Source organism: Polynucleobacter sp. 78F-HAINBA (assembly GCF_018882325.1).
Taxonomy (GTDB): domain Bacteria; phylum Pseudomonadota; class Gammaproteobacteria; order Burkholderiales; family Burkholderiaceae; genus Polynucleobacter.
In genome coordinates, this window is the sequence record NZ_JACVOQ010000001.1 from 156,145 (window position 1) to 174,918 (window position 18,774).

Below are 18,774 nucleotides of genomic sequence, written 5' to 3' on the forward strand. Positions count from 1 at the left end.
GAGGCGATTGACTTAGCGCATTACCCCGTAAGCGAGCATCAAGAGCGTTCCAGTCAATAAGGCTGGGACAAGACGGCGTGTTGGCTTAGAAACCATCACACCGATACTAAGCACACAAATGAGAATCCGAATCCATACGGGGACGGTTGCTAGAAGACCAATCGGCATCAGAATCATTCTGACAACTAGGGCAGCAACCATCGCATAAGTCACCGCTGCAAGCCAACGAAAGATCTCGCTATCTTGATTAATGCGTTTTGCAAGTAAGACACCAATTGCGCGGCAGAAGTAGGTCCCGACTGTGGCGCCAGCCAAAGCGATCCACAAACCCCATCCTTGAAGAGCGGTATTCATTAACTGATCACCCCTGCTTTCTTACGCAATACCTTGCGATCAAAGAAGTAAGCGGCAGTTCCTGCTACCAAGCCAGTAGTAAGCAAGCTGGTATCGCGGTCCAAGATAAAGAAAAAAGGTCCGAGCACAAATCCCAGGCCAATCGCAATCCGATTAATCCAAGGCTTCACCTCAGTAAAGGTCAGCAAAAAGAATAGGGGATTAATGAAAACGAGGCCAAGCGTGATGGCTGCGGGCACCATACCGGCCAGAAAATATCCCAAGATAGTTCCTGGGATAGATATTAGCCAACACAACAATCCCAAGCCAACAAAGTAACTCAGTCGATGCTTTGCTTCCATCGTCTGAAACTCGCGCATCGAGATAGCCCAAGCAGTCATTGCCAATAAATGCACCGAAGCATAGAGGCGATGATTACGATCTTTTTCATGGAACTGCGGAAAGAGGGTTACCGTCATCGTAATGAAGCGAGTAGATGTTAGGGAGACGGCCAAAATAATTGCCAAGACTGATGATCCCGTAATCGCCATCTCTAGCAAAACTACCTGGCCAGGCAAGGCAAACATTAAGAAGCTAGTCGCTCCAGTAAACCAAGCATCTACGCCATTGGTTTTGCCCATCGCTCCAAAGCCCACCATGCCTGCAAATAAGACCATGGCTGGCGCGCCTGCAGCATCCCGAATACCCGTCCAGAAAGCATCGCTGCGATTTTTAAAACGCTGCGCTGCTGAACCTTCGAGAGCAATTTCGCTAGGGTCTATATAGGGCTGATCGGCTGATGACATGAAATGATTGTAAGTGAGATGGACTTAAGAACCTAGCGCCCAAACAATATGCTCGGCCACCAAGGCATCCGCCACGGGCAAAACATCAGACAAAGCTGCTCGTAGCAAATCTTTATCCATCTCAGGAACAGTACTATCAGCTAGAGCATTACCCATAGCGACCGCTAAGTTTCTGCGCCAGCGGGAATAACCGATACGGCGGATGGCGCTGCCCTCGTGGCGCTTTTCAAATTCATCTTCAGTCCAAGACCAAAGCTGCAAGAGGCTTGCCCTACCAAGACCATGACGCTCAGCAAAATCTGGCAGGGTAGATCTTTGTGCAAATTTATTCCAAGGGCAAATCAATTGGCAGTCATCACATCCGTAAATACGATTACCCATCGCCCTACGAAACTCTATCGGAATGGCATCAGGATTTTCAATCGTCAAATAGGAGATGCAACGTCGGGCATCCAACTGGTAAGGCGCAGTAATTGCTTGTGTTGGACAAACATCAATACAGGCTTGGCAAGTTCCACAATGCGATTCTTCTTCTTGATCAATTGGTAGCGGAACATCGACTAGGATTTCTCCCAAAAAGAATGTCGATCCAGATTCACGATTGAGTAGCAATGTATGTTTACCTCGCCAACCCAAGCCAGCCTTACGAGCCAACTCGACCTCCATCAATGGTGCTGAATCCGTAAAGACACGATAACCAAATGATCCAATTCTCTTTTCTATCAGCTGCGCAAATTCTTGCAAACGATTACGCATGACCTTGTGATAGTCGCGCCCTCGCGCATACATTGAGACCACAGCTTGAGTGGGATCCCTCAATCTATCCCACTCAGGGTCAAAATCAATTGTGGGTGATAGGTAATTCATGGTGACGCAAATGACCCTGACAGCTCCTGGAACCAGCATGCTCGGATCAGAGCGAACATTGGCATGCCTAGACATATATTCCATCTGACCATGGCGACCCTGCTCTAACCACTCGTGAAGCCGCTCTGTAGCTAAACCAAGATGGGTATCAGTGATACGTAAACCATCAAAACCCAATGTACGAGACTGTTCATCTAGCCATTCACGAAGATTGGCCTGATCAACAGGGTTCGGTATTTGGGAAGAAGTCATTAGGAATACAGAATGTAGCTTAATAATTGAATAAACTAGGCAAATGGCTCAGAATTCATTTAATCAATATTGTAGGCAAGAAGCGGATACCACTGCTTTAGCGCAAAAGCTTGCCAGCAGCCTTAGCCATCTTTTCCAAGCAGATCAAAGCACTCACCTCAATATCTCCCTAGAGGGTGATCTGGGAGCCGGCAAGACCACCTTTGCTCGCCATCTAATACAAGCCTTGGGATTCGAGGGTCGCGTCAAGAGCCCAACATATACCTTGTGTGAGCCTTATCCTATTCAAATCAACAGTAGCAATCCATCCACCGCTACAAACATCACAGCCCACCACTTCGACCTCTACCGCATGCGGGATCCACTTGAATGGCAAGAAGCCGGCTTTGCAGAACATTTTGATGAGCCCGGATTTTGTTTGGTGGAGTGGCCAGAAAAAGCCGAAGGCACCCTCCCCGCTTTTGATATTGAAATTCATCTCATTGCCGGTGATGATGAGAGTGCCAGAAATATTAGCTTCAAAGCAAGCTCCAGCCAGGGAATAGCCGTTATCGAAGAGATGCAAACCCAATAGAGATGAGCAAGCCCCTGATTAATTCCTCTAGAAGAAAGCATCTCAAGACTTCAGCAAAGATGTTGGGTTTCATACTCTTCTTTAGCGAGGCAGAGATCGCTTGGGGCGCCAAGATCTTGGGTGTACGTATTTGGCCAGCAGAGGATTACACACGAATCACCCTCGAGTCGGATAAAGCATTACCCATTACCCAGCAACTACTCACCAACCCCGATCGCTTGGTGGTTGACGTTCAAGGCATGGAATTGAACTCCACACTCAAAGACTTAGTTGCCAAAGTCAAACCGAATGATCCTTATGTTTCACAAATTCGAGTGGGTCAATTCCAACCTGGAATGGTTCGCTTGGTATTTGATCTTAAGGAGCCAGTTAAACCTCAACTCTTTACGCTAGACCCTATTGCGGAATATCAATACCGCATGGTGCTGGATCTTTACCCAGCAATCCCGCCTGATCCTTTGATGGAATTAGTCAAGAGCAGCGCCCGCAAAGAAAGCGCTCTAGAAAAAGCTAATGAAGAAATTGATCTGATTGCACAGTTCGCCACCAAAAAAGAAAAAGAAGCTCCAAAGGCTCCGGTAGCTCAAGCAATTCCGGACGTTAAAGAGTCGTCCGCTCAAGCAAAACATAAACGTCTTATTACTATTGCAATCGATGCTGGTCATGGCGGAGAGGATCCAGGTGCAATTGGCACGATGGGCTCCAAAGAAAAGCATGTGGTGCTCTCGATTGCCAAACGTTTGCGTGACAAGATTGAAAATGATCCTTACATGCGTCCATTCCTCACTAGAGATGGCGATTACTTTGTACCGCTACATACTCGGGTACAAAAAGCACGCCGAGTAGAGGCAGATCTCTTTGTCTCTATTCATGCGGATGCCTTTATTGAACCCAGAGCAAAAGGAGCATCAGTTTTTGCTCTATCCCAAATGGGTGCCAGTAGCACAACCGCACGCTGGATGGCTAATAAAGAAAATGCTTCCGACTTAATTGGTGGCATCAATATCAAGACGCAAGATAAGCAGGTGGCGAATTTATTGCTAGATATGTCGACCACCGCCCAGATCAAAGACTCGCTGCAAGTAGGCACATCGATCCTCAAGCAGATTAGTGGGTTTGCCCCATTACACAAAGCCAAAGTTGAGCAAGCTAGCTTTGCGGTTCTTAAGGCCCCCGATATCCCATCCATCCTGGTAGAAACTGCCTTTATCAGCAACCCCCAGGAAGAAGCTCGCCTCAATGACGACGCCTACCAAGACCGTATTGCAGAGGCAATTTTGAGAGGAATTAAGGACTATTTCTCCAAAAACCCGCCGGTAGCCAGACGGGCAAACGCGTAACGCTCTTGTAGCTACAAGGCGTAGAGGGAAAACCCAGCAAACCGCGGGAAGTCAAACCAAGTTCTTGCTATAATTTCAGTCTTACTGGGTCGGTAGCTCAGTCGGTAGAGCAGCGGACTTTTAATCCGTTGGTCGCGAGTTCGAATCTCGCCCGACCCACCAGTTATACAAAGGGATCACAGCAATGTGGTCCCTTTTCTTTTGGCTGTTTGGAACGCGTTGGCCACTGTATGGGCTCAATGGAAAATCTATTGAGCCGTGATGAGTCAGGATGGCAGGCGCCGGGAGAGACTGAGCGTCTCTAAACAGGACGGTTGTCGGGTTAACCGACATTTTATATGTGGATATCTGGCAGGCAGCTAACGACCCATAAGGGACGGGCAGCTAGCAAAATCAGCCGAAGATGGTTTAAGAGTTTTTTAGTGGGCCCATCAGGACTTGAACCCGGCACCAAAGGATTATGAGAGGATACATCTAATGAAAGCCACCAGAATTTCAAGAGGTTAAGCCTCCAAAATATCGGCGTGTGTATATATTTGTGCGACTAATTCAATGAAAGCAAAAGAAGCGCTCTCTCACTCTTTGGCCTTCTAAATCAAAAAGCTTTGGGGCAGCGCTCTGAACACCTTGTTGCTCCAAAAAAATTTTACAAGGCTATTAAGCATTACTTTAACTAACGCTTTTTTGGTGAACTGCGACTAACGACCTAAGGTGACTTTTATTGACTGGGAAATTAATAATGGATTTCTATCTAGATTCCTCAATAGTTTGCCCATCTCTAATAGCGTAAATCCGCTTAAATAAAGGAATGATTTTTTCATCGTGAGTAACCACAATAATTGCAGTCTGATATTGGCTAGCCATTTGATTTAAGATCCCCATCACTCCTAAGGCTCTTTCGCTATCCAAAGGAGCTGTCGGTTCATCAGCCAAAATGACAGGCGGTCTATTGGCTAATGCTCTTGCAATAGAGACGCGTTGCTGCTCTCCACCGGATAATTCTGATGGGTTAGCATTAGCCCGATGTGCAACATCTAAAGCCTCTAGCAACTCTCTAGCGCGCGCTCTAGCAATATTGTTTGGCACCCCCGCAAGCATAGGTAAAAGCGCCACGTTATCCGTCACGTTCAGAAATGGAATTAAATAAGGCGCCTGGAAAATAAAGCCAATTTTGTCTCTTCTCAGAGCTCTTAAGTCCTTAATCTTCCAACCATTCTCGTAGATCACTTCACCACCCAAAGTCATGCGACCTGCTGTGGGCTCAATGACTGCCCCTAGACATTTCAGTAGCGTACTTTTTCCGGATCCAGATGGGCCAATAAGCCCCACCACTTCACCTGGAGCAATTTGCATATTGACATTTTTGAGGGCATCTACAGCAGCGTCACCATGTCCGTAAGTTTTTCTAAGCCCTTCTAATTGAATGCTGTAAGTACTCATATCAGCCTCCAATTGCTTGGGCGGGATCTACCAGCAAAGCAACTCTAATCGCCAAGGTACTAGCTAAAGCGCATATGACCATCACTAAAATGAATCCGATGATTGCATCTACAGGCTCTAATAAAACATACTTTGGAAACAGCGGCGCCCAAAAAGTAGCAGAAGTTTTTCCCACAACAAAACCAATTAACCCCAAGCCAAGGGCTTGCTGCAGAATCATGCTGCCAATAGTACTATTTTGAGTGCCAATCAATTTCAACACGGCAATCTCCCTAATCTTTCCTAGGGTCATGGTGTAGATAATGAAAGCCACAATGGCAGCGCTTACTACCGCCAAGATCACTAGAAACATACCAATTTGTTTCGCAGAATTTGCGATCAACTTGGCAACAAGGATTTCTTCCATCTGCGCCCTTGTATACACCTCAAGATGTTTCCAGCGACGGATTGGTTTAGCCACCTCCTCCGGAGTTCTTCCCTCTTGGATTTGAACAAGGATGGCATTAACGCTATGATTGGTAGATTGCGATGCCGTAATAGCATCCAATAACCCAGGAATGGGGCGATTCAAACTTGGATTAGCTGTATTTCTGGCGCGATCATTCAGAATCGCATCGTTGTCCTTTAGAAATTGCGCCTCTTGTGCATCTTTAATCGGAATGAATACCATTGGATCGCCGCCCGATGAAACCATACGGCGAGTTAAACCTACTACCCGATACTGATGGCGCTTAATTTGAATCAGGTCGTTTAGCTCAAACCCCGTTTTGATATCTGCTAAAGCTTCATAGTGTGATTGGACTATGTGTCGACCAGAAATCAAATAAGCCGGCTCACCAAGCTGCCCACTTTCCACCCCAACCACCATGGCTCTAGTGTCACTCTGCCCTTTACGAACCTGCATTGTGAGATAGGTGATGTTAGCTGCGCGTGCAACGCCCGGCATCCCCAACACGCCCCTGACGTAATCATCTCGAATACTGGATGCTTCAGCATAAGGGCCTTGGGTATCTTTTTGTACCACCCAAAGATCTGCACCACTATTGTTTAGTAGGGCCATGGCATCATCCACCATGCCTCGATATACCCCTGCCATTGTTAGAGTGACACCGATTAGCAGTCCGAGACCCAATCCCGTTAGAGCAAACTTACCCCAAGAATGCGCAATGTCACGACCTGCTAGGCTAATCACGGTGTTTTCTTCAATAAAGAATCAACTACCTTAATACGCTGCCCTTCTTTAATTTCAGCATCGCTATAGAGAACAACTTCATCACCACTCTTAAGTCCACTCAGAATAACCACTTGACCATTTAAGCCGTTTTGTCCAACTTGTACTCGAGCAAAGTAGGGCTTGCCATCTTTGAGCACCCATACCCCAGTTTCATCACCCCTCTTTTTAATGCTTGCATTGGGCAAGCTAAGGCCATATTCACTGGGGGCTAATTGCAATGTCACTTCTGCCATCTCCCCAACTGAAACAGTCTTGGGCATATCTATCATTTCAATTTGGGCAATGCGTTCTTCCGCAACACTATCACTGAGCATCTCAACGCGAACTACCTTGCCCGAGATTGGGTGATGTGGATTAGAGCGCAATATCACATTTGCATCTAAGCCAACGGCTAATCCCATTGACTTACCTTGGTCAAAACGCGTCTTAATCCATAGGCTCGTTGGGTCGATTAATTTTAAAACCGCCTGACCAGCAATAACAGTTGAGCCTGGCTCGGCATCTCTAGATGTAATGATCCCATCTACTGGAGCCCTTAATTTAATATTAAGCTCTTGTTGTTTAAGTCCAGCCAAATCAGCAGTTGTTTTTTGAACAATCGCTTTTGCTGAATTGAGTTCCTGTGACTTGCCTTCAACAACAATTGGGCTAATAAAATTTTTCTTTCCCAACTCCACATATCGCTTGTACGTTTCAGAAGCCAGCAGTAAGCGTGCCTTTGCATCAGTCACTTGTGCCTGAGCAGCAATCATTCTCTGATTCAGATCAATAGAATCCATCTCGGCAAGTAATTGCCCTTCTTTAACCAAATTGCCCACATCTACATATACGTTTAAAACGCGTCCAGCAACTACCGGCCCCATCAAATACGCCCGCCTGGCTTCAACTGTTCCTACCCCGAATAGCGTAGGCGCAAGCGATTGGTCGCTAACTTTAATAATCGTCACTTTAGTTGATGCTAAAGGCCCAGAATTTAGAACAACAAATCCAAATACGACCAATAAAAATGTAAGCGTGAGACCCATCAGTAATTGACGACGGGTAATGTCCAATTCACGCATTCGGAGCAGCAGTGAACTAAAAAGTTCTTTTAATTTAATTGTGGTATTCATATTTGAATCTAGGTTTATATTTTGCGAACCATCAATAAACTTAAGTGAACGAGATGTGTCCCTTAATGATGCTCCTTTTGGTTGTCAAATAGCGATTTAATTACCCATCTCACAGGAGATCAACTCAATCAAAGTTAACTCTCGCTTTTTGTCTACTTTGCTTTTTCTTGGATCATTATTCATTATATTTTAAGATATAATGAATAATGATCTTCAGGCAGCAAAAAAATTAAATAAACTAAAAATGCATTATTTGTACCCGAAGATAAATCCAAAAAACACAACATTGATAATAAGAATTCAATGGCCAATATGTGATCGCTTAATCTAGCAATAGCTGTCCTTCTATTGTAGATTTGGGTATTTGCGAAGTCTTTTGAAGCTTAAACCTTAGTCAAAGCAACGCCTAGATAAATAACCCAACTAAATTTAAAGGTTCTCGTAGTTTAATTTCAGATTGGAGATTTTGCGTTTTCAAGTGTATCGATTAATGCCTCCAAAAAAGAAATTAATCCTCAAAAATATTAGGAATTCCATTTAATAAAATTTTTTTTGAACTTGATACTGACTCATCCAGATCAGACTCTATAATTTTCCTAAAATTAGTGCAATTATCTCTATGCACACACTCAGACAGAGTTTGATGCTTTTTACGATCGTTATATGCCGTGCAATGATCGCGAGTCCAGCTTCCGTCCAACGGGCAAGAATCTTTCTTTCCCATACACACCCCCACTTAGTCAAAAATACTGCATTGAGGTAATTTAAAGCGCATCCCAAGACTAGGACTTATTCTAAATTACATATGTTGCGTTGCTTTTAACCCTGTTTGCTAAGTTCCTTAATCGGGTAGGGTTTCTTGGTTAATTTTCCGTACAGATATGCAGCGGCAACCAGGACTAACGAGTCCGCAAAAATAGGATAGATCGCAAAGTAATAGCTACTAATATTTCCAGCGGCGATAAACATTGCCAGTAATAAAGCTGTTGGGCTAAAGCACTTTAAACTATACATAGCTAAAGCTGAAGCGACAACCGCTGCTGGCATTCCCACAAATGGCGAAGGGAAGATAGAGGCGCTGGCTGCAGCCAGTAATGCAGAAACCACGTTGCCTTCGATAATTGCCTTAGGATGAAACATCGGGCTAGATGGCATTAGAAAAATCATCAGCGCCATCACCAAAAAAGCAGCATTGATAGGCACCGCTTGCTCAGGTACGCCAACTAGCTCATTAAACATCACAACAGCAATGATCAGCACATCTACCCCAAAGCAAATCCTAAGGATTTCTAACCAAGAAAATCCATAAGGATCTGGTGGGATGTACTTTTTAAGTCTAGATAGATAGCTTTCCCAACGATTACTCATATATTAGAGAATTTAGCAGAAATCAATATTCAAGCTATATTTGTTTAGGTTATTAGTTAATTAGGCGCTTAGAACTCCAAGGTAGTCACAAATTCGGAGGGGACCATACGTGACTTTGGAGGGGTGGATCTATCTGGGGTGCCTATATTAATAAAACACAATGGATCCTCGTAATCTTGAAGGCCAAATAGCTCCCTTACCGGCTTCATATACATTGATTTACCACTTGTTGGACTTGCACCAAATCCCATAGCATGGGAAATTAAAAAGACGTTCTGTATGGCACATCCAGCAGAAATAATTCGTTCGCTAGGTGGAACTTCTGAATCCGTACCTCTAGCATTCACAATTGCTAGCATTACCAAAGGTGCTCTATGGGCTTTAACCATGGCGTCCTGAACTTGTTGCTCAGTTGCGCCCGGGTCCCGCTCAAGCAATGATTTTGCAAAGGCGTCCGCTAATAACCCCCTGCACTCAAGAGGGCAGATAACAAAACGCCACGGACGAGTCAAATTATGATCAGGCGCCGTCGCAGCCATCGAAAAAATAGTTTCCAATTGCTCTGGGGTAGGCCCAGGCTGAAATAGCCTTTTAGGCAAAAATGATTGTCTTGAGCTAATTAATGCTGCCGCCATTTCTGCAGTCTGGTTATTCGACATGTTTTGGATCTCCATCAAAATGATCATCAGCGTAAGGCCCGGTTCCGCAGCTATCTGCATGGTGCGCCGGGATAAACTTTCCTTCAGTTACATCAAATACCTGCACTTCACCCTCTTCAATTACGTAATACCAACCGTGAAGGGTTAACTCCTTGTTTTCAACTTGTGAGCGAACCATTGGGTATTCCATTAAACGTTCTAGCTGCAAGATGACTGAGCGTTGCTCCACCCTTCGGAGTGCCTCAGGGGTTTGGCAGACCGGCAAAAGTGCCTCATCAATTAATTCAAGCCAAGCACTTAAATTAATCGCCTCTTCTGGCACCCCTTCATAAGCTGACCTGACTGCCCCACAATGACTATGTCCACATACAACAATTCGACTAACATTAAGTTGCATTACTGCAAATTCAATTCCTGCAGCCGTCCCATGAATACCATAGGAACCATCGTAAGGTGGAACAATGGCGCCTACATTGCGCAAAATAAACAAGTCTCCAGGCCCCGTTCCGGTAAGTAAATATGGAACAATTCTGGAATCAGAACAACCTAAAAATAAGGTTTTAGGTGTCTGCCCATTTTGAATAAGGCTTGTAAATTCTTGGCGATGCGCCGGGAAATATTCTGTCCGAAATTTGCGCAGTCGATCTAATAACTCATCTGGCATCGTCAATTGCTCTCATCGTTTACTTACGACCCATACCGAATTTTCTACTACGTACAATTTGATATGGTCTTACCAGATAGGTGATGGATGCAAACCCACTCCAAATATGAACAAGTCGGGTAAATGGAAAGATTAAGAAAATTGTCATTCCTAAGAACATGTGCAATTTAAATACCCAATCTACCCCACTTAATAACTCAACAGCTCCACCACGTAAGGTGACTATATGTTGAGCCCAGCCTGCCAGCTTCATCATGACCGAACCATCTAAATGTTGGCCAGATAGAGGAATGGTTGCAAGGCCAAGAAATAACTGAAGCCAAAGCAAAACTGCAATCAAAATATCGCTAGGCCTAGATGTCGCGCGAATGCGGTCATCAGTTAAACGTCTGTGCAATAAGATTGTTAGGCCGATAAATCCAAACACCCCAGCAATTCCCCCGCTAGCCATAGCCATTACTTGCTTTTGACCGGCCGTAATAAATGGCTCATACAAGAAATGTGGTGTCAGCATGCCAAAGAAGTGGCCAAAGAATAAAAAGAGCACGCCAATATGAAAGAAGATGCTGCCTATGCGCAATTGTTTCTTACGTAATAATTGGCTTGAGTCGCTTTTCCAGGTGTACTGATCCCTATCAAACCGAATAAGACTTCCTACAAAAAATACCGCAAGGCAAATATAAGGATAAATTCCAAAAATAAATGTATCTAGATAGCTCATGGCTGAACTCCTTTGAACTCTTTCGCACGTTTGACAAATTGAAGCGGTTGCTCTTCACCAGGTTTGGATTGGCCACGGGTTGAGCATCCGCCAAATGCTGGAGGCTCTGCCCACTCTTCATCCATAGACTCTTCCTCAATCTTCAATTCAACAATTTTGAATTTTTCACCGGAGAACTCTATAGCTGCAGCTATCAACCATGCGTAACGGTTGTTACGAGCAACTAAAGTGGAGTAGACGGCATTCAAGATATGGGCCATTTCCCCAATAAATTGCCTGGACTGATCTAAGGGTAGTGTTGAGGCAAACTCGAGAATTACCGACAAGTGATCGGGAAGCTCATTAGCACTTAACTCTAAACCACCATCTTTATAAGTTTGAAGTAAGTCGACCATAGCTTGACCGCGCTCACGAGAGTCTCCATGAACATGCTCAAACAAGTGCAGGGATGTCGCCCTACCTCGATCAAAGCACTCTACATATTCTTCCTGCAGGTCATACAAATCTGCAGATTCCAGGTGGTTAACAAAATCAACTAAACCGGCATGAACCCTTTTAGTGAGCTTTGGCATTGCCAATAGCGCACTAGTCACTTCGGCTGAATGCTGAATAAGCTCTGCATCTGGATACTGAAGAAATCTAGAAAGCGCTCGTAATGGTAGTGAATGTTTCATCATGTCTCCTAAACAGCCGGCTTAATTGGAATGGTGCGACGCTTAGTGCCGCCGAAGAGACTTGCTTCAGAGTCGCCATCAGAGCATCCGTTTCCAAAAGTAAAGCCGCAACTTCCCTTCATGTCGAATGTATTTTCTGCATACTCACGATGCGATGTTGGAATGACAAAGCGATCTTCATAATTAGCAATCGCCATGGTCTGATACATATCTTCCACCTGATCCTCAGAGATGCCAGCCTGTTTCAATGCCTCTAGATTGCGTGTGCCATCCACATGCTTATCTCGCTGCCATGCCCTCATTGCCAACATTTTTTCTAAGGCGGATATCACCGGAGCCTCATCTCCAGCAGTTAGCATATTGGCTAAATATTGCACCGGAATACGTAACTGCTTCACATCTGGAATATGGCCATTTACTCCGACATAACCAGCCTCTACTGCCCCAGTAACCGGGGAAAGTGGTGGAACATACCAAACCATTGGAAGCGTTCTATATTCTGGATGAAGTGGTAATGCAATTTTCCAATCCATCGCCATTTTGTATACAGGACTCTTTTTGGCAGACTCCACCCAAGATGGAGGCACGCCGTCAGCTAAAGCTTGTTTCTGTACTTCTGGATCATTTGGATCCAAAAATACCTTCAACTGTGCTTTATATAAATCTTTTTCGTTCTCAACGCTGGCAGCGCTTTCAATTTGGTCGGCATCGTAAAGCATGACACCTAAATAACGGATACGGCCAACACAGGTTTCCGAACAGACTGTTGGTTGACCCGCCTCAATACGTGGATAGCAGAAAATGCATTTCTCTGCTTTACCGCTTTTCCAGTTGTAATAAATCTTTTTATACGGACATGCAGAGACGCACATACGCCATCCACGGCATTTATCCTGGTCAATTAAAACAATCCCATCCTCTTCACGTTTGTAAATAGAACCTGATGGGCAAGATGCAACACAAGCAGGATTCAGACAATGTTCACACAGACGTGGCATATACATCATGAATGTATTTTCGAACTGGCCCCATACGTCTTTTTGCATTTGATCAAAGTTAGCATCTTTGCTTCGTTTAGCAAATTCACCGCCCAAAATCTCTTCCCAGTTAGGGCCCCACTCTATCTTCTCCATGCGCTTGCCAGTGATCAAGCTTCTTGGGCGAGCAGTCGGAGTGGCCTTAGATTCGGGAGCGCTTTGTAAATGCTCATAATCAAATGTAAACGGCTCGTAGTAATCGTCGATTTCTGGCAAATTAGGGTTCCCAAATAAGTTCATCCAAATCTTGGACCTACCACCTTGTTTGGGTTCAATCTTGCCATTGCTCTTACGTTTCCAGCCACCCTTCCACTTCTCTTGGTCTTCCCAATTTTTTGGGTAACCGATTCCTGGTTTTGTTTCTACGTTGTTAAACCAGGCGTACTCCATCCCTGGACGATTCGTCCAAACCTGCTTGCAAGTAACGGAGCATGTGTGACAGCCGATACATTTATCCAGGTTTAAAACCATGCCAATTTGTGCGCGAATTTTCATCTTTATTCTCCGTTAAGCCTGAACTGAATTGGCATTTTCAGTGTCAAGCCAATCTATGTTTCGCATCTTCCGAACCGTTACAAACTCATCTCGGTTGGTTCCAATGGTTCCGTAGTAGTTAAATCCATAACTTAGCTGTGCGTAACCACCAATCATGTGCGTAGGCTTAAGAACAATTCGAGTTACTGAGTTATGAATACCGCCACGCATACCTGTAATTTCAGATCCAGGAGTATTAATAATTTTTTCCTGTGCGTGGTACATCATGACCATTCCTGGATTTACCCTTTGGCTCACGACAGCTCTCGCTGCGATTGCTCCATTGGCGTTATATAGCTCAACCCAATCGTTATCCACAATGCCAGCTTTAACCGCATCATCTTCACTCAACCAAACGACTGGTCCACCGCGATTCAGAGTCAGCATCATCAAGTTATCGCTATAGGTGGAATGAATGCCCCACTTTTGATGCGGCGTAATGAAGTTCAAAACAATTTCTTTATTTCCATTAGGCTTAATGCCCTTGACCTCAATAATGGTCTTTAAATCTACCGGCGGTCTATAAGAAACAAATCCTTCGCCAAATGCCCGCATCCACTTGTGATCCTGATAGAACTGTTGACGGCCAGTCAATGTTCTCCAAGGAATGTACTCATGAACGTTTGTATAACAAGCGTTATAAGAAACTTTTTCACTCTCCAGTCCAGACCAAGTTGGCGAACTGATGATCTTTCTTGGCTGCGCCTGAATATCACGGAAACGAATCTTCTCATCCTCGCGATGCAAAGCTAAATGCGCATGCTCAAGGCCCGTGATTTTGGATAATGCATCCCAAGCCTTGACTGCTACATGACCATTTGTCTCAGGAGCAAGCATTAATACAACCTCAGCAGCATCAATATCCGTTGAGATTTTTGCCATCCCCTTCATCTCGCCATGCTCAACACGACCATTGAGCTCCCGCAACTGCTCCACTTCAACCTTGGTATCCCAAGCAATACCCTTCCCGCCGTTTCCAACCTTGTCCATGAGCGGACCTAAGGCCGTAAAGCGGTTATAAGTATTTGGATAGTCACGCTCTACTACGGCAATTTGAGGCGCAGTTTTTCCGGGTATGAGATCGCACTCACCTTTCTTCCATTCCTGCACATCAAATGCCTGAGCTAATTCAGCGGGCGTGTCGTGCATTAAGGGAGTCATCACAATCTCTTTTTCAACACCCAGATGACCTACGCACACCTCTGAAAACTTTTTCGCAAATCCTTTATAGATATCCCAATCACTACGAGCCTCCCAAGCGGGATCAACGGCTGTAGATAACGGATGGATAAATGGATGCATGTCGCTAGTATTAAGGTCATTCTTCTCATACCAAGTAGCAGTAGGTAGAACAATGTCGGAATACAAACAGGTAGTACTCATCCGAAAATCTAAGGTCACTAATAAATCAAGCTTGCCTTCAGGCGCCTTATCATGCCACTCGACTTCAGAAGGTCTTGCCTCATCAGCTCCAAGATCCTTGCCCTGAACACCGTGACTTGTTCCCAGTAGGTGTTTTAAAAAATACTCGTGCCCTTTTCCTGAGGATCCTAAAATATTAGATCTCCATACGAACATATTTCGCGGCCAATTGCTTGGATGATCTGGGTCCTCGCAACTCATTTGTAATGTTCCAGACTTCAAGCCATCAACAACATATTTCTTAGGATCTTTACCTGCAGCAAGAGCCTCTTTTACAACCTCAAGGGGATTTGTCTTTAACTGGGGAGCTGATGGCAACCAACCCATCCGCTCTGCACGGACGTTAAAGTCAATCATGCTGCCCGTGTACTCCTCTTTATTTGCTAGGGGCGATAACACCTCCTCCATACCAAGTTTTTCATAGCGCCATTGATCGGTATGCGCATAAAAGAAACTGGTAGAGTTTTGCTGACGCGGTGGACGAATCCAATCCAGTGCAAAAGCCAGGGGGGTCCAACCAGTTTGTGGGCGCAATTTTTCTTGACCTACATAGTGAGCCCAGCCACCACCGCTCTGGCCGATACAGCCACACATCATTAACATATTGATGATGCCGCGGTAATTCATATCACAGTGATACCAATGATTCATCGCAGCGCCAATAATGACCATTGACTTGCCTTTAGTCTTTTCTGCATTTTCTGCAAATTGACGAGCCACTGCGATTACTTGCTCACGCTTTACTCCGGTAATAGATTCTTGCCATGCTGGAGTATAGGGAACATTGTCATCATAAGATTTGGCGCATTCACCACCTAATCCACGGTCAATTCCATAATTACCTGCCAATAAGTCAAAAACTGTTGCTACAAATACTTCTTTTTCAACGCCATTCTCAGTAAGAATAATTTTCTTAGCAGGTATATTCTGAACAAGAACATCACTTTGCTTATTTGCATCAAAATATGGTGTATCAATACCACCAAAGTATGGGAATCCAACGGGGACAACATCATGTATTGACTGATCCTCCATTAGTGATAACTTCAATTTCACATCATTACCGTAATTAGCTTCTTTTGATTCTAGATTCCATTTACCCTGGTCTTTACGTCCTTCCGGACCCCATCTAAATCCAATGGACCCATTCGGTACTACCGGCTTGCCAGCTGTATCGAATGCAACCGTTTTCCAGTCGGCGCCATTAGTCTGGCCAAGCTTGCCATCAAAATCGCTTGAACGCGCATAGCGTCCAGGAACCAATACTTTTCTGCCGTCATCCAATACTTTTTCTTCCAGCATCACCAGATTTGGCATATCTGTATAGCGACGTACGTAATCATCAAAATACTCAGTGCGCTTATTGAAATAAAACTCTTTCAGAATGACATGCCCCATGGCCATCGCAATCGCAGCATCTGTACCCTGCTTAGGGTGCATCCAAATGTCTGCTAATTTAGAAATTTCGGCATAGTCCGGAGTGATTGCCACCGTTTTAGCACCCTTATATCTCACCTCAGTAAAAAAGTGCGCATCGGGAGTACGTGTTTGAGGGACATTAGAGCCCCATGCAATGATGAAAGTAGAGTTATACCAATCAGCGGATTCCGGCACATCGGTTTGCTCACCCCATACCTGGGGGCTAGCTGGCGGCAAATCACAATACCAATCGTAAAAGCTCATGCATACGCCACCGATTAGACTTAAGTAACGCGATCCAGCTGCATAACTCACCATTGACATTGCTGGGATCGGAGAGAAGCCAATAATCCGATCGGGTCCATGCTTTTTAATCGTATAGACATTCGCTGCGGCAATGATTTCATTTACCTCATCCCACGAACTGCGAACGAAACCACCCTTACCCCGTAACTCCATCCACTCTTTGCGCTTAGCAGTGTTTTCAACTAAATTTGCCCAAGCATCTACCGGAGATTTGGCGACCGACTTTGCTTCACGCCACTGCTTTAGCAGTCGGCCGCGGATCATTGGATACTTCACGCGATTGGCACTGTACATGTACCAGCTGTAGCTCGCGCCGCGTGCACAACCCCGAGGCTCGTGATTAGGCAGGTCAGGTCTAGTGCGCGGGTAATCAGTTTGCTGAGTTTCCCAAGTAACAATGCCGCCTTTGACATAAATTTTCCAAGAACATGATCCCGTGCAATTGGTACCATGCGTTGAACGTACGATCTTATCGTGCTGCCAGCGCGAACGATAAGCGTCTTCCCACGTGCGGTCTTCTCCGACCGTCACACCATGGCCATCTGAAAACTCTTCTTTATCTGCAGATAAAAACTTGAGGCGATCTAAAAAGTGACTCATATCAATCCTTTAATATTTTCTTAGCAAGGCATTGGTGCGTTCTTACGGCTGTAATACCACCAGGTAATGAACGTACAGGTAACGTAAAAAACAATGAACGAGTACAGGGCAGCTTCAGGACCGCCTGTAGCAGCAATAGAACTTCCATAACTCTTGGGAATGAAGAATCCTCCGTAAGCACCTACTGCAGAACTAAAACCGAGCACTGCTGCAGCTTCTTTATTGGCATCACGAATTGCTTGGTCCTTGTCGGCCTGAGTATTGCCAGCGGCACGTTGACGCTCTGTCAAGAAAATGACTGGGATCATGCGGAAAGTTGATCCATTGCCAATTCCAGATGTTGCAAACAACACCATAAATGCAAACAAGAATCCGTAGAAGTCACCACCCGCGCCTTTGTGAGGCAGATAATTCAAGACTGCAAGTACACCAGCACCCATTGCAATGAAGTTCCAGAATGTAACTCTGGCGCCGCCTAGCTTATCTGCCAGCCATCCACCTATAGGTCTTGCTAATGCACCAACCAATGGTCCAAGCCATGCATAACTAAGCGCGTTAACGCCAGGAAATTGGCCCTTAATCAGCAAAGGAAAGCCAGCTGAGTAGCCAATAAAAGAGCCGAAGGTACCCAAATACAACCAGCACATGAGCCAGTTATGTTTGCGCTTAAAAATCACTGCTTGATCAGCAAAAGAGGCTTTTGCCTCAGCCAAATCGTTCATACCAAACCAGGCAGCAATTGCCGATACCGCAATAAAAGGCACCCAAATGAAGCCAGCATTTTGCAGCCACATTGGAACTTCTTTACCGGCTTTTAAAATTATTGTGGAGTCACCACCTAAACTACCAAATACGCCTGCTGTAATCACTAGCGGTACAACTAACTGAACAATAGATACCCCCAAATTACCTAGACCTGCATTAAGGCCTAATGCCGTGCCTTTTTGCGCTTTGGGGTAAAAGAAGCTGATATTAGCCATTGAGGAAGCAAAATTTCCGCCACCCAACCCACATAACAAGGCTAGCAAGATGAAAAACTCATAAGGGGTTGCCGGATTCTGGACTGCAAATCCGATGCCAACAGCAGGAATTAATAATGATGCCGTTGAAATTGCCGTCCAGCGTCTGCCTCCAAAGACTGGAACTGCAAAAGAATAAAAAATTCGCAGAGTAGCGCCACATAATGCAGGAAGGGATGCCAACCAAAAAAGTTGATTCGTCGAGAATTTAAATCCAACATTCGGCAAGTTCACCACTACTACTGACCACACCATCCAGACTGCAAATGCGAGGGTTAATGCCGGAATCGAGATCAATAAATTGCGCTTCGCGATCGGCTTTCCAGTAAATTCCCAAAACTGCTTATTCTCCGGCTCCCAGCGCGAAATTACGGTCGAGGACATGATGTTTCC

The 18,774-nt window shown here is 45.0% G+C and carries 16 protein-coding genes and 1 tRNA gene; 3 read left to right on the forward strand and 14 right to left on the reverse strand.

Annotated features, from left to right (window positions below; all coding sequences use genetic code 11):
- Nucleotides 1–12 precede the first annotated feature (12 nt).
- Genes ICN11_RS00720 through queG form a run of 3 tightly spaced genes read right to left on the reverse strand, consistent with a single transcriptional unit; the run spans nucleotide 13 to nucleotide 2,258 of the window.
- Nucleotides 13–354, reverse strand: coding sequence for an AzlD domain-containing protein (locus ICN11_RS00720; protein WP_216228693.1), 342 nt, complete (start codon nucleotides 352–354; stop codon nucleotides 13–15).
- Entirely contained in the window at nucleotides 354–1,139 is a 786-nt protein-coding gene (locus ICN11_RS00725; protein ID WP_216228694.1) for an AzlC family ABC transporter permease, read from the reverse strand. Before ICN11_RS00725 ends, ICN11_RS00720 begins: the two co-directional genes overlap by 1 nt.
- A 24-nt stretch (nucleotides 1,140–1,163) precedes the next feature.
- Nucleotides 1,164–2,258, reverse strand: a complete 1,095-nt coding sequence (gene queG / locus ICN11_RS00730; RefSeq protein ID WP_216228695.1) for a tRNA epoxyqueuosine(34) reductase QueG — start codon at nucleotides 2,256–2,258, stop codon at nucleotides 1,164–1,166.
- 43 nt (nucleotides 2,259–2,301) lie between these two features.
- Here queG and tsaE point away from each other — a divergent pair, with 43 nt between their 5' ends.
- The 3 genes from tsaE (at nucleotide 2,302) to ICN11_RS00745 (ending at nucleotide 4,334) form a co-directional block, all read left to right on the forward strand.
- On the forward strand, nucleotides 2,302–2,832 hold the full coding sequence (gene tsaE / locus ICN11_RS00735) for a tRNA (adenosine(37)-N6)-threonylcarbamoyltransferase complex ATPase subunit type 1 TsaE (protein ID WP_216228696.1): 531 nt from the start codon (nucleotides 2,302–2,304) through the stop codon (nucleotides 2,830–2,832).
- Between the two features lie 2 nt (nucleotides 2,833–2,834).
- A complete protein-coding gene (locus ICN11_RS00740; protein ID WP_216228697.1) occupies nucleotides 2,835–4,172 on the forward strand; it encodes an N-acetylmuramoyl-L-alanine amidase in 1,338 nt (445 codons plus the stop codon).
- Between the two features lie 86 nt (nucleotides 4,173–4,258).
- A tRNA-Lys gene (locus ICN11_RS00745) sits at nucleotides 4,259–4,334 on the forward strand.
- Between the two features lie 585 nt (nucleotides 4,335–4,919).
- On the opposite strand, the gene ICN11_RS00750 is transcribed toward ICN11_RS00745, so the two are convergent.
- The 11 genes from ICN11_RS00750 to ICN11_RS00800 form a co-directional block, all read right to left on the reverse strand.
- Complete coding sequence (locus ICN11_RS00750; RefSeq protein WP_216228698.1) at nucleotides 4,920–5,612, reverse strand: ABC transporter ATP-binding protein; 693 nt, start codon at nucleotides 5,610–5,612, stop codon at nucleotides 4,920–4,922.
- Nucleotide 5,613: 1 nt separating this feature from the next.
- Nucleotides 5,614–6,804 carry an ABC transporter permease gene (locus tag ICN11_RS00755; RefSeq protein WP_216228699.1) on the reverse strand — a complete coding sequence of 397 codons (1,191 nt, stop codon included), beginning with the start codon at nucleotides 6,802–6,804 and terminating at the stop codon, nucleotides 5,614–5,616.
- On the reverse strand, nucleotides 6,801–7,958 hold the full coding sequence (locus ICN11_RS00760; RefSeq protein WP_255539838.1) for an efflux RND transporter periplasmic adaptor subunit: 1,158 nt from the start codon (nucleotides 7,956–7,958) through the stop codon (nucleotides 6,801–6,803). The genes ICN11_RS00755 and ICN11_RS00760 overlap by 4 nt, the downstream gene beginning before the upstream one ends.
- An 819-nt stretch (nucleotides 7,959–8,777) precedes the next feature.
- Nucleotides 8,778–9,326 carry an HPP family protein gene (locus ICN11_RS00765; protein WP_216182467.1) on the reverse strand — a complete coding sequence of 183 codons (549 nt, stop codon included), beginning with the start codon at nucleotides 9,324–9,326 and terminating at the stop codon, nucleotides 8,778–8,780.
- A 68-nt stretch (nucleotides 9,327–9,394) separates the two neighbouring features.
- Nucleotides 9,395–9,985, reverse strand: coding sequence for a nitroreductase (locus ICN11_RS00770; RefSeq protein WP_255532669.1), 591 nt, complete (start codon nucleotides 9,983–9,985; stop codon nucleotides 9,395–9,397).
- The gene (locus ICN11_RS00775; RefSeq protein WP_015420605.1) at nucleotides 9,975–10,649 is read right to left on the reverse strand and encodes a carbonic anhydrase; all 675 of its coding nucleotides are present in this window, start codon (nucleotides 10,647–10,649) and stop codon (nucleotides 9,975–9,977) included. The genes ICN11_RS00770 and ICN11_RS00775 overlap by 11 nt, the downstream gene beginning before the upstream one ends.
- Before the next feature lie 19 nt (nucleotides 10,650–10,668).
- Nucleotides 10,669–11,370: a respiratory nitrate reductase subunit gamma gene (gene narI, locus ICN11_RS00780; RefSeq protein WP_015420604.1), complete on the reverse strand. Its 702-nt coding sequence runs from the start codon at nucleotides 11,368–11,370 to the stop codon at nucleotides 10,669–10,671.
- A complete protein-coding gene (gene narJ / locus ICN11_RS00785; RefSeq protein ID WP_370623581.1) occupies nucleotides 11,367–12,044 on the reverse strand; it encodes a nitrate reductase molybdenum cofactor assembly chaperone in 678 nt (225 codons plus the stop codon). The genes narI and narJ overlap by 4 nt, the downstream gene beginning before the upstream one ends.
- 8 nt (nucleotides 12,045–12,052) lie before the next feature.
- Complete coding sequence (narH, locus tag ICN11_RS00790) at nucleotides 12,053–13,576, reverse strand: nitrate reductase subunit beta (protein ID WP_216182441.1); 1,524 nt, start codon at nucleotides 13,574–13,576, stop codon at nucleotides 12,053–12,055.
- Between the two features lie 12 nt (nucleotides 13,577–13,588).
- Nucleotides 13,589–17,362, reverse strand: coding sequence for a nitrate reductase subunit alpha (locus tag ICN11_RS00795; RefSeq protein WP_216228701.1), 3,774 nt, complete (start codon nucleotides 17,360–17,362; stop codon nucleotides 13,589–13,591).
- Between the two features lie 20 nt (nucleotides 17,363–17,382).
- Complete coding sequence (locus tag ICN11_RS00800; protein WP_216228702.1) at nucleotides 17,383–18,765, reverse strand: NarK family nitrate/nitrite MFS transporter; 1,383 nt, start codon at nucleotides 18,763–18,765, stop codon at nucleotides 17,383–17,385.
- Nucleotides 18,766–18,774 lie beyond the last annotated feature (9 nt).